At 69.6% G+C, this 12,903-nt stretch carries 12 protein-coding genes; 8 read left to right on the forward strand and 4 right to left on the reverse strand.

Going from position 1 to position 12,903, the window contains the following annotated elements:
- Positions 1–26: 26 nt before the first annotated feature.
- On the forward strand, positions 27–350 hold the full coding sequence (locus ACLBYB_RS11955; protein WP_020092789.1) for a YbaB/EbfC family nucleoid-associated protein: 324 nt from the start codon (positions 27–29) through the stop codon (positions 348–350).
- Positions 351–505: 155 nt separating this feature from the next.
- Here the strand turns inward: ACLBYB_RS11955 and ACLBYB_RS11960 are convergent, their stop codons facing one another.
- Complete coding sequence (locus ACLBYB_RS11960; RefSeq protein WP_447698895.1) at positions 506–2,125, reverse strand: phosphoenolpyruvate carboxykinase; 1,620 nt, start codon at positions 2,123–2,125, stop codon at positions 506–508.
- 415 nt (positions 2,126–2,540) lie between these two features.
- On the opposite strand from ACLBYB_RS11960, the gene recR reads away from it, so the two are divergent.
- From recR to truA, 4 genes are all read left to right on the forward strand, one after another.
- Positions 2,541–3,146, forward strand: a complete 606-nt coding sequence (gene recR, locus ACLBYB_RS11965; RefSeq protein ID WP_020092791.1) for a recombination mediator RecR — start codon at positions 2,541–2,543, stop codon at positions 3,144–3,146.
- 104 nt (positions 3,147–3,250) lie between these two features.
- A complete protein-coding gene (gene def / locus ACLBYB_RS11970) occupies positions 3,251–3,766 on the forward strand; it encodes a peptide deformylase (protein WP_091680823.1) in 516 nt (171 codons plus the stop codon).
- Positions 3,767–3,773: 7 nt separating this feature from the next.
- Positions 3,774–4,703, forward strand: a complete 930-nt coding sequence (gene fmt, locus ACLBYB_RS11975) for a methionyl-tRNA formyltransferase (protein WP_091680824.1) — start codon at positions 3,774–3,776, stop codon at positions 4,701–4,703.
- Positions 4,704–4,923: 220 nt separating this feature from the next.
- Positions 4,924–5,685: a tRNA pseudouridine(38-40) synthase TruA gene (truA, locus tag ACLBYB_RS11980; protein WP_447698896.1), complete on the forward strand. Its 762-nt coding sequence runs from the start codon at positions 4,924–4,926 to the stop codon at positions 5,683–5,685.
- Here truA and dapE read toward each other — a convergent pair.
- From dapE to ACLBYB_RS11995, 3 genes are all read right to left on the reverse strand, one after another.
- Entirely contained in the window at positions 5,667–6,845 is a 1,179-nt protein-coding gene (gene dapE, locus ACLBYB_RS11985) for a succinyl-diaminopimelate desuccinylase (RefSeq protein WP_447698897.1), read from the reverse strand. The two genes, truA and dapE, sit on opposite strands and share 19 nt — an antisense overlap.
- 80 nt (positions 6,846–6,925) lie before the next feature.
- Entirely contained in the window at positions 6,926–9,271 is a 2,346-nt protein-coding gene (locus tag ACLBYB_RS11990; RefSeq protein WP_447698898.1) for an amylo-alpha-1,6-glucosidase, read from the reverse strand.
- 148 nt (positions 9,272–9,419) lie between these two features.
- Positions 9,420–10,550, reverse strand: coding sequence for a glycosyltransferase family 4 protein (locus tag ACLBYB_RS11995; RefSeq protein WP_447698899.1), 1,131 nt, complete (start codon positions 10,548–10,550; stop codon positions 9,420–9,422).
- 464 nt (positions 10,551–11,014) lie between these two features.
- Here ACLBYB_RS11995 and rpmI point away from each other — a divergent pair, with 464 nt between their 5' ends.
- From rpmI to pheS, 3 genes are all read left to right on the forward strand, one after another.
- On the forward strand, positions 11,015–11,218 hold the full coding sequence (rpmI, locus tag ACLBYB_RS12000; RefSeq protein WP_007561407.1) for a 50S ribosomal protein L35: 204 nt from the start codon (positions 11,015–11,017) through the stop codon (positions 11,216–11,218).
- Positions 11,219–11,269: 51 nt separating this feature from the next.
- The gene (rplT, locus tag ACLBYB_RS12005) at positions 11,270–11,647 is read left to right on the forward strand and encodes a 50S ribosomal protein L20 (protein ID WP_012320099.1); all 378 of its coding nucleotides are present in this window, start codon (positions 11,270–11,272) and stop codon (positions 11,645–11,647) included.
- Positions 11,648–11,803: 156 nt separating this feature from the next.
- Entirely contained in the window at positions 11,804–12,886 is a 1,083-nt protein-coding gene (pheS, locus tag ACLBYB_RS12010; protein WP_447698900.1) for a phenylalanine--tRNA ligase subunit alpha, read from the forward strand.
- Positions 12,887–12,903: the final 17 nt, after the last annotated feature.

The following is a 12,903-nucleotide window of genomic DNA, read 5'->3' on the forward strand; positions in this document are numbered from 1 at the left end:
AGACGAAGAATCGGAAAGAGAGCCGCATGCGCGACCTGATGGGCATCATGAAGCAGGCTCAGGCCATGCAGGAGAAAATGGCCAACCTGCAGTCCGAGATGGACGAGATCGAAGTGACCGGCGCCTCCGGCGGCGGCTCCGTCCGGGTCACCATGAGCGCCAAGGGCCAGATGAAGGGGGTCAGCATCGACCCCTCGCTCATGGTCGCGGACGAGCGCGAGATCCTTGAGGACCTGATCGTCGCGGCCTGCAACGACGCTCGCGGGAAGGCCGAGGCGACCATGCAGGAGCGCATGGCCGAGCTGACCAAGGGCCTGCCCCTGCCGCCGGGCATGAAGCTGCCGTTCTAGGACGCATCCCGGACAGGACGTCCGAACCGTCTTCACGAGCGCAGCGAAGCGATCCAGTCGCGCTACGCTCGCAGATGTCGCGCTGCCCTGGATAGCTTCGCTGCGCTCGCTAAGACGAACGGGACGGGCGGCCCCAGGGGCCGCCCGCTCTCGGTTTACGCCGCGATCGCCTGCGCGGTCGGCCCGGCGGCGCGCACGTCGGCGTCGACATGGGCCTCGAACCGCTTGAAGTTATCGTCGAACATCTTTACGAGCCGCGCCGCCGTCTCCACGAAGGCGCCCTTGTTGGCCCAGGTCTTCACCGGCGTCAGGATGTGCGGCTCGACGCCCGGAACCGAGACAGGCACCGCGAAGCCGAAATACGGGTCGCGGCGGAACTCGGCCTGCGCCAGCGAGCCGTCGAGGGCGGCGCTCAGCAGGCGGCGCGTCACGCGGATCGGCATCCGCCGGCCGGTGCCGACGCCGCCGCCGGTCCAGCCCGTGTTGACCAGCCAGCAATCGACGCTGTGCTTGGCGATGAGGTCGCGCAGCAGGTTGCCGTAGGTGCTCGGATGCCGCGGCATGAACGGCGCGCCGAAGCAGGTCGAGAAGGTCGCCTCGGGCCCGGTCAGGCCGCGCTCGGTGCCGGCCACCTTGGCGGTGTAGCCCGAGAGGAAGTGGTACATCGCCTCGGCGCCGGTGAGCTTGGCGATCGGCGGCATCACCCCGAAGGCGTCGCAGGTCAGCATGACGATGTTCTTCGGATGCCCGGCCCGGCCGGAGGCGCTGGCGTTGGCGATGAAGTCCAGCGGGTAGGCACAGCGGGTGTTCTCGGTGAGCGACGCGTCATCGAAATCCGGTGCGCGGGTGACCGGATCGATGATCACGTTCTCCATCACCGTGCCGAAGCGCTCGGTGGTGGCGTAGATCTCCGGCTCGGCGTTGCGCGAGAGGCGGATGGTCTTGGCGTAGCAGCCGCCCTCGAAGTTGAAGATGCCCTCGTTCGACCAGCCATGCTCGTCGTCGCCCAGCAGCTGGCGGGAGCTGTCGTTCGACAGCGTCGTCTTTCCGGTGCCCGAGAGGCCGAAGAAGATCGCCGAGCCGCCCTCGGCATCGAGCGCCGCGTTGGCCGAGCAGTGCATCGGCATCACGCCCTGGCCGGGCAGGATGTAGTTCAGGTAGGTGAAGACCGACTTCTTCATCTCGCCCGCGTAGGCCGAGCCGCCGATCAGCACGAGCTTCTTCGAGAAGTCGATGGCGATCACGGTCTTCGACCGGCAGCCGTGTCGGGCGGGATCGGCCTGGAAGCTCGGCAGGTCGATGATCGTCATGTCCGGCACGTAGGACGCGATCTCGGAGCGGTCCGGACGGATCAGCAGGTTGCGGATGAACAGCGAGTGCCACGCGAACTCGGTGAAGACCCGGGCCTTGACCCGGTAGGCCGGATCGGCGCCGCCGTAGAGGTCCTGGGCGAACAGCTCCTTGCCCTCGGCGTGCTTCAGGAAGTCCTGGCGCAGGGTCTCGAACTGCTCGGGCGTGATGGCGCCGTTGTTGTCCCACCAGACCTCGTTCTCGGTGCCGGCGTCGCGCACCACGAACTTGTCCTTGGGCGAACGGCCGGTATGGCTGCCGGTGGTGGCGACGAGGGCGCCGCCGCGGGCGAGCTGCGCCTCCTTGCGGGACAGGGCCTCCTCGTAGAGGCGCGGGGCCTCGAAATTCCAGTGGACGGCCTTGAGGTCGCGGAAGCCCGCCGCCTCGACGCCGTGGGCCGCGTTGTGATCACCGATGTTGGTCATGATCGTATCTCCCGGGCCCCTGTTCGACCGTCGACGCGACTGAGCCGGACGGCACCGCCGTCCGGGTTTGCCCGGGAGACGTCCGTGCGGTCGTACAGGACCGCCGCACGCAGGTTCTCCGTTCCCGGCCGCTCGCCATCCCACGCTCGCGTAGGCGGCGAAGCTTCGCTGTCATAATGGGCTCCGTAGGGAGCCCGCAACGTGTACAAACAGGTTAGACCACAGTCGTGGACTCAGGAACCGAGGTCTGTAAGCAGTTCCGTCCGTCGTGCAGCATAATGCCACCGGCGCAGCGACGTCGGAATACCCATATACCACATACGATGGACCGCATCGGCGCGCGGACCCTTGCGCGGCGCCCGGCGCCGTCTATGCCCGTCCCGATCCGCAGCCCCTTCCTCGCCCCAGAGGCACGATGCCCCAAGCCGTCGCCGGCCCCGAGATCGAGCGCCTGATCCAGCTCCTCGCCCGCATGCCGGGCCTCGGACCGCGCTCGGCGCGGCGGGCCGCCCTGCAGCTCATCAAGAAGCGCGACACGCTGCTCGGGCCCCTCGCCGACGCGATGCGGGTGGCGGCCGACCGCATCATCGTGTGCACGAGCTGCGGGAACGTCGACACCTCCGACCCGTGCACGATCTGCCGCGACGCCGAGCGCGATCCGACGACGCTCGTGGTGGTGGAGGACGTGTCCGACCTCTGGGCGCTGGAGCGGTCCGGGGCCGTGAAGGCGCGCTACCACGTGCTCGGCGGCGTCCTCTCGGCGCTCGATGGCGTCCGTCCGGAGCACCTGAACCTCGCGAGCCTCGTGGAGCGCGTGGCCCGGCCCGAGGTGACCGAGGTCATCCTGGCGCTCAACGCCACCGTCGACGGCCAGACCACCGCCCACTACGTCACGGAATCGATCCGACACTGCGACGTGAAGGTCACGCGCCTCGCCCACGGCGTGCCGGTCGGCGGCGAGCTCGACTACCTCGACGAGGGCACGCTCTCGGCGGCGATCCGCAGCCGGACGGTGTTCTGAGGGTCGGCGACAGGTCGCGAACCGGTATTTGACCGGTCCTCGGCCGCATCCTATTCGACGGTGAGCCCGGACCCGTCCCGGCGCCTTCCCTGCCGGTTCCCGCCATGACCATCCGCCCGCTCGTCATCCTTCCCGATCCCGTCCTGCGCCTGGGCTCCGAACCGGTCGGGCCGATCACCGCCGAGATCCGGACCCTCGTCGCCGACATGTTCGAGACGATGTACGACGCTCCCGGCGTCGGGCTGGCGGCGATCCAGATCGGCGTGGCGAAGCGCGTCGTGACGATCGACACGTCGAAGGAGGAAGGCGTCCGCGACGCGCGGGTCTTCATCGATCCCGAGATCGTCTGGTCGTCCGAGGAGAAGCGGGTCTACGACGAGGGCTGCCTGTCGATCCCGGACTACTACGCCGAGGTCGAGCGCCCGGACCGGGTACGCGTGAAGTTCCGAGACCTCGACGGCAAGGAGCAGGAGATCGAGGCCGACGGCCTGCTCTCGACCTGCATCCAGCACGAGATCGACCACCTGAACGGCGTGCTGTTCATCGATCACCTGTCGAAGCTGAAGCGCGACCGGGTGATCAAGAAGTTCACCAAGGCGGCCAAGCGCGACGCGGCCTGAGCCGGCCATGCGCGTCGTCTTCATGGGAACGCCGGACTTCGCGGTGCCGACGCTCGCGCGGCTCGCGCAGGACGGGCACGACATCGCGGCGGTCTACACCCGCGCGCCCGCCAGGGCCGGCCGCGGCATGAGCCTGCGCCCCTCACCGGTCCACGCGCTGGCCGACACGCTCGGCGCGCCGGTGCTGACGCCCGCGACGCTCCGCACGCCCGAAGCCGCCGAGACCTTCGCGGCGCACCGGGCGGACGTCGCGGTGGTCGTGGCCTACGGGATGCTGCTGCCGCAGGCGATCCTCGACGCGCCGCGGCACGGCTGCCTCAACCTGCACGGATCCCTGCTGCCGCGCTGGCGCGGCGCGGCGCCGATCCAGCGCGCCGTCATGGCGGGCGACGCCGAGAGCGGCGTCGGCGTCATGCGGATGGAGGCAGGACTCGACACCGGCCCGGTCGCCCTCGAGGCGCGTCTGCCGATCACCCCGGGCATGACGGCGGGGGCCCTGCACGACGCGCTCATGCCCCTCGGCGCCGACCTGATGGCGCGGGCCCTCGCGGCGCTCGACGCGGGCACGCTGACCTTCGCGCCGCAGCCGGAGGACGGAATCGTCTACGCCCACAAGATCACCAACGACGAGGCGCGGATCGACTGGTCCCGCCCGGCGGCCGAGGTCGCCAACCGGATCAACGGGCTGTCGCCGTTCCCCGGCGCCTTCTTCGAGGTCGATCTCGGCAAGGGCTCCGAGCGCGTGAAGGTGCTCCGCGCCGCCCCGGCGGAGGGTTCGGGCGCGCCGGGCACGCTGCGCGATTCCGAAGGCACCGTCGCCTGCGGGGACGGCGCCGTCCGGCTGCTGGAGCTGCGCCGCGCCGGGAAGGGCGGCAGCGCCAGCGGGGCCGAGTTCGTCCGCGGCGCCCGCCTGACGCCCGGCGCCCGCCTCGGCTGATGCGCGTCGCCCGTTCACGGCATTCGGCGCGCGGCCCGACCCGTCATCGCGAGCGCAGCGAAGCGACCCAGGGCAGCGCACCCTGGCGAGGCTCGGCGCGACACCGGATCGCTTCGCCACGCTCGCAGAGACGATCGCGCGCGCAGCTTTCCGAAGCTCTGTGCCGTATCGCGAGATCGGACTTCAGAGCGCTATCGAGAGACCTGGAGGGGGCCGGCTGATGCCCCGCTACAAGCTCGTCATCGAGTACGACGGCGGTCCGTTCTGCGGCTGGCAGCGGCAGGCGGACGATCCCACGGTCCAGGGCGCGATCGAGGCGGCGGTCACGCGCTTCTCCGGCGAGGAGGCCCGGCTCACCTGCGCGGGCCGAACCGATGCCGGCGTGCACGCGATCCATCAGGTCGCCCATCTCGACCTCGCCAAGGACTGGCGGACCGACACGGTGCGGGACGCCCTGAACGCCCATCTGCGGCCGCAGCCGGTGGCGATCCTGTCCGCCGAGACCGTGCCGGAAAACTTCGACGCCCGCCACTCGGCGATCCGCCGGCACTACCGCTACCGCATCCTCAACCGGCGCAGCCCCGCAGCGCTGACGCGCGCCCATGTCTGGCACGTGCCGTGGACCCTCGACGCGGACCTCATGCACGAAGCCGCCCAGCGCCTCGTCGGCCGCCACGACTTCTCGGCCTTCCGGGCCGCCGAGTGCCAGGCGAACAGCCCGATCCGAACGCTGGAGCAGCTCGACGTCGCCCGCGCGCCGATGGCGCTCCACGACGAGATCGTGGTGGCGACGTCGGCGCGCTCGTTCCTGCACCATCAGGTGCGGGCGATGGTCGGCACGCTGATGCTCGCCGGCTGCCGCCGCCTCTCGGCGGACGAGGTCGCCGCCATCCTGGCCTCGGGCGACAAGCGCCGGTGCGGGCCGCTGGCCCCGGCCGCGGGGCTGACCTTCGTGGGCGTCGACTACGAACCGGGGAAGTAGGCGTCGAGCACGCGCCCGTAGATCGCCGTCAGCCGCTCCAGGTCGGCGACCGCCACGCACTCGTCGACCTGGTGCATGGTCTCGCCGACGAGGCCGAACTCGATCACCGGGCAGGCATCCTTGATGAAGCGGGCATCCGACGTGCCGCCCGTCGTGGAGAGCGTCGGGGTCAGGCCGGTCTCGGCCCGGATCGCCTCCGCGACCAGCGTCACGAAGGCGTCCGGCCGCGTCAGGAAGGCCGGCGCGTTCGAGGGCTGCAGATCCAGGCTGAAGCGCACCGCGTTCCCGGCCGCCTGTTCCAGGCGCCGGCGGATCTCTTCGCCCAGGCTCTCGGCCGTCCAGTCGTCGTTGAAGCGGACATTGAAGGTCGCCCGGGCGGTCGCCGGGATCACGTTGGTGGCCGGATTGCCGACGTCGATCGTGGTGAATTCGAGGTTTGAGGCGTCGAAATGCGCCGTCCCGCGATCCAGCGGCTCGGCGACCAGCGCCGAGGCGAGGCGCAGCAGGCCCGGGATCGGGTTCTCGGCCTTGTGCGGGTAGGCGACGTGGCCCTGCCGGCCGAGAACGGTGAGCTTGCCGGTCAGCGACCCGCGCCGGCCGATCTTGATCATCTCGCCGAGCCGGCCCGGATTGGTCGGCTCCCCGAGGACACAGTGGTCGAACCGCTCGCCCCGGCGCCGCGCCCAGTCGAGGAGCTTCACGGTGCCGTTGACCGCCGGTCCCTCCTCGTCGCCGGTGATCAGGAACGCGATGGAGCCGCCGAAATCGGCGCCGCGCCGGTCGAGGAAGGCGAGGGTCGCCGCGAGCATGCAGGCGACGCCGCCCTTCATGTCGGCCGCTCCCCGGCCGTACAGCATCCCGTCGGCCACGGCGCCCGCGAAGGGATCGTGGCGCCACGCGCCCTCGCCCTCCGGCACGACGTCGGTGTGGCCGGCGAAGACGAGGCACGGACCGTCCCGCCCGACGCGGGCGTAGAGGTTCGGCGTGTCGGGGTAGCCCGGCTCCGAGAAGACCGGCCGCTCGACCGCGAAGCCGGCCGGCCGGAGCGCGTCGGCGACGACGTCGAGGGCGCCCCGATCCTCCGGCGTCACGGACGGGCACCGGATCAGGTCCTGCGCGAGGCGCAGGGCCGCGTCGGGGGCGTGATGATCTGCCGGCATGAACCCGTCCTCGGCGGCGCGACATGCCGCGCGGCCCGCTTAACCCGAAGCGGGCCGCCCCGGAACTCCCGTCCCGGGCCCTACTTGGTGACCACGACCTGCACGTCACCGTGGCGGCGCTGCACCGACACGGTGACGTCGTCGTCGTAGCGCTGGAACCGGATGTCCAGGCGCGAGCCGCCGAGCTTGACGTTGTAGAGCGTCACCCCGTCGAGGAAGCCGGGCAGGATCGGGTTCTTGAGCCGGACGCGGTTGCGCTCGTGGTCCAGTTCGAGGCCGAGGCAGGCCGCCAGGAACGCGAACGGCGCCGCCGCCGCCCAGGCCTGCGGGCTGCAGGCGACCGGGTACGAGACGGGGCCGCGCTGCTTGCGGCGCATGAAGCCGCAGAACAGCTCCGGCAGCCGCTTCTGGTCCTGGTACAGCGAGGTGTCGAACATCCCCTGGAAGATGCGCGCGGCCTCGTGCTTGCGGTCGTAGCGCGCCAGACCCATCGCGATCAGCGCGTTGTCGTGCGGCCAGATCGAGCCGTTGTGGTAGGACATCGGGTTGTAGCGCGCCTCGCCCTTGGCGATCGTGCGCACGCCCCAGCCGTTGAAGCCATCCTTGCACAGCAGCGTCTCGGCGACCCGCGCCGCCCGCTCCGGCTTGGCAATGCCGGTGAACAGGGCGTGGCCGGCATTGGAGGAGCGCACCGCGCACTGCTTCTTGGCGCCGTCGAGCGCCAGCGCGTAGGTGCCGATCTCCTCGTTCCAGAACGCCGCGTCGAACCGCTCGCGCAGGCTCGCCGCCTCCTGGGTGAGTCGCTCCGCCATCGGGTCGTGGCCGAGGAGCGCCGCGAGCTTCGCCATGCCGTTCTTGGCGGCGTAGACGTAGCCCTGCACCTCGCAGAGGGCGATCGGGCCCTTGGCCAGGTGACCGTCGGTGTGGAAGATCGAGTCGTGGCTGTCCTTCCAGCCCTGGTTCTCCAGACCCTTGTCGGTGTCGCGGGCGTACTCGACGAAGCCGTCGCCGTCGCGGTCGCCGTAGCGGTCCATCCATTCGAGCGCGAGTTCGAGGGCCGGCCAGATCGCCCGCACGGTCTCGAGGTCGCCCGTGACCGCGTAGTACTCCCAGGCCAGCATCACGAAGAGCGGCGTGCCGTCGATGGTGCCGTAATAGTGCCGGAACGGCACCTCGCCGAGCATCGCCATCTCGCCGCGCCGGGTCTCGTGGAGGACCTTGCCGGGCTGCGCGTCGGCGGCCGGATCGACCGCCTTGGCCTGGGTCAAGGCGAGGTAGCGCAGCACGCCCCGGGCGAATTTCGGGTCGATCCAGAGCGCCATCATCGCGGTGATGATGCCGTCGCGCCCGAACACCGTGGAGTACCAGGGGATGCCGGCGAAGGGGTAGATGCCCTCCGGGGTTCGGCTCGCGAGCATGTAGAGGTCGGCGGTCGCCCGGCACAGCCCCTCGTTGAACTGGTCGTTCGACGAGATGATCGTGGTGATGCCCGCCGTCAGCGCCCGCAGGTCGCGCCGCGAATCGCGGTAGGCGCGGGCGAAGATCGTCCCCTCGCCGAGATCCTTCGGCTCGCGCCGGGCACCGCCGGCATTGGCGGCGAGCGTCAGCTTGGCGGCCGCGTCCTCGCCGACCATCGTGTCGGTCGGGGGCTTGGTGAAGGCCCGGTGCGCCTCGAAGGTGACGCGGATGAACAGGGAGGTCCGGCCCTCCGGCGGGAGCGACACGTCGAACACCACCTTGCCGGGCTCAATCGAATCGGGCTTCGGGCCGAAATGCAGGGAGGTCGTCCGGACGATCTCGTCCAGGCCGACGTAGCGGAACTGCACCTCGCGGTCGCTCGCCACGAGCACGCCGCGCTTGCCGCGCTCCTGTCGATCTGTCCCGCGGACCTCGAAGAGGTCGCGGAAATCCGCGTCGAAGGTGACGGCGATGCGCAGGCGCCGGTGCTTCGAATCGTAGGAGCGGAGGCCGATCCGGTCGTAGCAGGCGCCGCGGAACAGGAACTTGGTGCGCTCGATCGCGATCGTCTCGCGGGGGATCGAGGTCTCGTCGTGGGCGTCGATGCGGATGTCGGGCGTCGTCATGTCGACGCTGAGGGCGCCGTTATCGTCCTGCATCACCGAGGAGAGCATCAGCGGGCGCTGGCCCTCGACCGTCACCTCCAGGCGCGAGAGGTAGCGCGTGTCCTGGAAATAGAGGCCTTCCGGCCCGGGCTGGACGCCGATGTCGCCGTAGGAATCGAGGACACCGAAGGCCTCGCCGAACTTCAGCGAGCGCAGCGGCCGTTCGACCAGGGAGGTCTGCGCCTCGATGTGATAGGTCGGGAGGACGTCGTCCGCGTCCTGGAATCCGTGCGCCACGCTTCCGGCGCTCGCCGCGGTCCGGGCCTTCGCATCGTGGGCCGCTGCCGTGTTGTCCGCCGCCATGCAGGGCATCTCCGGGTGCAAGTGAGGGGTGCGAATCGAGAGGGCTGCTGCATCCCTTCGATGCAGCAGCCCTTGTTCACCCTACGGATGAGTCGCCTTTAAGACGCTAGGCCGAGCCGGCCCCGCCTCGCAAGCCCGGTGCCGGCTTTCAGGCCGGCATGGCGGCGACCGGGATTGCCGGACGCGCGGAGCCGTTGACCTCGCCGTACTGCGGCATGAAGCCGGACTTCGGCAGCTTGATCACGTCGGCGCCGCGGGCGAGCAGGTCCTCGTAGGCGGCGACGTACTTCTTCACCATGCACTCGGCGGTGAAGGCGCTCTCGAAGTGGCGGCGCACGCCGGCGCGGCTCATGGTCTTCACCTTGGCGACCGCGGCCACGGCGTCGTCCATGTTCTCGCAGAGAACGCCGCCCACTCCGTCCTTGATGACCTCCGGCACGGAACCGTTGCGGAACGCGATCACCGGGGTGCCGGCCGACATCGCCTCGATCATCACGAGGCCGAAGGGCTCCGGCCAGTCGATCGGGAAGGCGAGCGCCAGGGCGTTGCCGAGGAAGTCCTTCTTCTGCTCCTCGTTGATCTCGCCGATGTACTCGATCAGCGGGTGGTGGATCATCGGCTCGATGACCTCGTCCCAGTAATCCTGATCGGCCTTGTCGACCTTGGCGGCGATCTTCAGGGGCGTGCCGGAGCGGATCGCCATCTCGATCGCGCGGTCGGGCCGCTTCTCGGGCGAGATCCGGCCGAGGAAGGCGAGATAGCCGCCCTTGGCCTCCGGGTAGTACGGGCAGTTCTCGGCCGGTAGGCCGTGATGGATCGTCGCCAGCCAGTTGGAGGTCGGCGGCATGGGCAGGCGCTGGTTGTCGGAGATCGAGACCAGCGGCATGCCCGTGAAGGTGCGGTAGACCGGCATGAAGTCCGGCACGTCCAGGCGACCGTGCATCGTGGTGATGCACTTGTGGTTCAGATCCTCGAACATCGGGTACTGAAGCAGGTCGATGTGGAAGTGCAGGATGTCGAACTCGTGCGCGCGGCGGTGCACCTGATGCAGCATCGCCAGGTGGCTGGCCGTGTGATCCCGGTAGCCGAACAGGCGCAGGCCCTCGGGCGTGCAGGCCGCGAGCTTGGCAGTCGTCTCGGAGTCACCGCTCGCGAACAGCGTGACTTCGTGGCCCTGGCGAACCAGTTCCTCTGTAATCCAGCTGACGACGCGCTCGGTGCCGCCGTAGAACTTCGGAGGGACGGCCTCCGACAACGGAGCGATCTGGGCAATGCGCACGAAGTGTCTCCTGGTTGGCCAATTTGACGGGGGGTCTAACCCTGCCGGCCTGAGCGGGACATGAATGAAACCGACGGCTAAGGTTATGGTTCCTGGCGCACCCGCTGTCCCTCGCCGTTTTGTGCGGCGCGCAAGCCGTCCCCGAATTCCTCCGAATCAGCACGGGCGAAACGGCCGCTGCCCCGCCGTTGCCGGCTCGCCGGCGCCGGCGTCGTGCAGAGAAGCCCGGTCAGGGCTCGATACGCCGGAGCCCGGCGACGCGTTCCACCGGATCTCGATCTCGTGCTCCGATCCGCGGGCGTTGCCGCCGCGTCAGCTTTCTGTCATAAGCCGCCCCGCGTCGAACCGCCCGGCCGATAGGGCTGCCGTGGCGGCTCGTGCTGCTCCACCAGAAGCATCAGCGCGCGAACCCCATCCGATCCTCCCGGGTCGGTCCGGGATCATTTCGCGCAACGGAGAGCCAAATGCCCAAGTTGAAGACGAAATCGGGCGCGAAGAAGCGCTTCAAGATCACCGGCACCGGCAAGGTGATGTACGCCCAGGCCGGCAAGCGCCACGGGATGATCAAGCGGACGACCAAGCAGATCCGCAACCTGCGCGGCACCACGACCCTGTTCGAGGGCGATGCCGCCAACGTGAAGAAGTACTTCCTGCCGAACGCGCGGTAAGTCCTTCAACACCCGTTGCCACTGTCTTTCGTCGAATCCAGGAGATAACCGATGGCCCGCGTCAAGCGCGGCGTGACCAGTCACGCGAAGCACAAGAAGGTTCTGAAGGCCGCCAAGGGCTATTACGGCCGGCGCAAGAATACGATCCGCATCGCCAAGCAGGCGGTCGAGAAGGGCATGCAGTATGCCTACCGCGACCGCAAGAACAAGAAGCGCACGTTCCGCGCCCTCTGGATCCAGCGCCTCAACGCGGCGGTCCGCGAGCACGGCCTGACCTACTCGCGCTTCATCGACGGCCTGGCGAAGTCCGGCATCGTCGTCGACCGCAAGGCCCTGTCGGAGCTGGCGATCCACGAGCCGGCGAGCTTCGCCGCCGTCGTCGAGAAGGCGAAGGCCGCGCTGCCGCAGAACACCGCCAAGGCCGCCTGATCCAGGCCTGAGGCGAGACGGACGGAAGGCGCGGTTCCCCAGGGAGCCGCGCCTTCGTCGTTTACGAGGTCCCGCGCCCCGCGCTTGCGCCGGCGCCCGCAACGCGCGAGAGCACGGCCCGACGGCCGACTCCGCCAACCCTGCTCGAAGACAGCGATGACCGATCTCGACACCCTGGAACGCGACCTCCTGGCCCAGGTGAGCGCGGCCTCCGACGAGGCCACCCTCGACGCGGTCCGCGTCGCCGCGCTCGGCAAGAAGGGCAGCGTCTCGGATCTGCTGAAGACGCTCGGGTCGATGACGCCGGACGAGCGCAAGGAGCGCGGGCCCCTGATCAACGGGCTGCGCGACCGGGTCCAGGGCGCCGTCACCGCCCGCAAGACCGAACTCGCCGAGGCCGCCCTGGAGGCCCGCCTCGCCTCCGAGCGGGTCGACGTGACCCTGCCGGTCCGCGAGGCCCCCGAGGTGCGCGGCCGGATCCACCCGATCTCCCAGGTGATCGACGAGATCACCGCGATCTTCGCCGACATGGGCTTCGCGGTCGCCGAGGGTCCGGACATCGAGACGGACGAGCTGAACTTCACGGCGCTCAACTTCCCGCCCGGCCACCCGGCCCGCGAGATGCACGACACCTTCTTCCTGGCGCCCGACCGCGACGGGCAGCGCAAGGTGCTGCGCACCCACACCTCGCCCGTTCAGGTCCGGACCATGCGGGCGCAGACGCCACCGATCCGCGTGATCATCCCGGGGCGGACCTACCGGCACGATTCCGACCAGACCCACACGCCTATGTTCCACCAGGTCGAGGGGCTGGTGATCGACACGAGCGCCAACATCGCCAACCTGAAATGGGTGCTGGAGGAGTTCTGCAAGGCGTTCTTCGAGGTCGACGGCGTGAAGATGCGCTTCCGCCCGTCCTTCTTCCCCTTCACCGAGCCCTCCGCCGAGGTCGACATCCAGTGCTCGCGCAAGGGCGGCGAGATCCGCTTCGGCGAGGGAGACGACTGGCTGGAGATCCTGGGCTGCGGGATGGTCCACCCGAACGTGCTGCGCAATTGCGGGCTCGACCCGGACGCGGTGCAGGGCTTCGCCTTCGGTGTCGGCATCGACCGCATCGCCATGCTGAAATACGGCATGCCGGACTTGCGCCCGTTCTTCGAGGCCGACGTCCGCTGGCTCGACCATTACGGCTTCCGCCCGCTCGACGTGCCGAGCCTCGTGGGCGGCCTCACCGGCTGAGCCGCCCCGGCCCCGCC

It is taken from the genome of Methylobacterium sp. D54C (genome assembly GCF_053345595.1).

Excerpts from the sequence above, each read along its gene's own strand:
- rpmI (WP_007561407.1), top strand. The coding sequence starts at position 11,015 with ATGCCCAAGTTGAAGACGAAATCGGGCGCGAAGAAGCGCTTCAAGATC.
- recR (WP_020092791.1), top strand. The coding sequence starts at position 2,541 with ATGCCCCAAGCCGTCGCCGGCCCCGAGATCGAGCGCCTGATCCAGCTC.
- ACLBYB_RS11990 (WP_447698898.1), bottom strand. The coding sequence starts at position 9,271 with ATGGCGGCGGACAACACGGCAGCGGCCCACGATGCGAAGGCCCGGACC.
- ACLBYB_RS11955 (WP_020092789.1), top strand. The coding sequence starts at position 27 with ATGCGCGACCTGATGGGCATCATGAAGCAGGCTCAGGCCATGCAGGAG.
- truA (WP_447698896.1), top strand. The coding sequence starts at position 4,924 with ATGCCCCGCTACAAGCTCGTCATCGAGTACGACGGCGGTCCGTTCTGC.
- def (WP_091680823.1), top strand. The coding sequence starts at position 3,251 with ATGACCATCCGCCCGCTCGTCATCCTTCCCGATCCCGTCCTGCGCCTG.
- pheS (WP_447698900.1), top strand. The coding sequence starts at position 11,804 with ATGACCGATCTCGACACCCTGGAACGCGACCTCCTGGCCCAGGTGAGC.
- dapE (WP_447698897.1), bottom strand. The coding sequence starts at position 6,845 with ATGCCGGCAGATCATCACGCCCCCGACGCGGCCCTGCGCCTCGCGCAG.
- fmt (WP_091680824.1), top strand. The coding sequence starts at position 3,774 with ATGCGCGTCGTCTTCATGGGAACGCCGGACTTCGCGGTGCCGACGCTC.
- ACLBYB_RS11960 (WP_447698895.1), bottom strand. The coding sequence starts at position 2,125 with ATGACCAACATCGGTGATCACAACGCGGCCCACGGCGTCGAGGCGGCG.
- rplT (WP_012320099.1), top strand. The coding sequence starts at position 11,270 with ATGGCCCGCGTCAAGCGCGGCGTGACCAGTCACGCGAAGCACAAGAAG.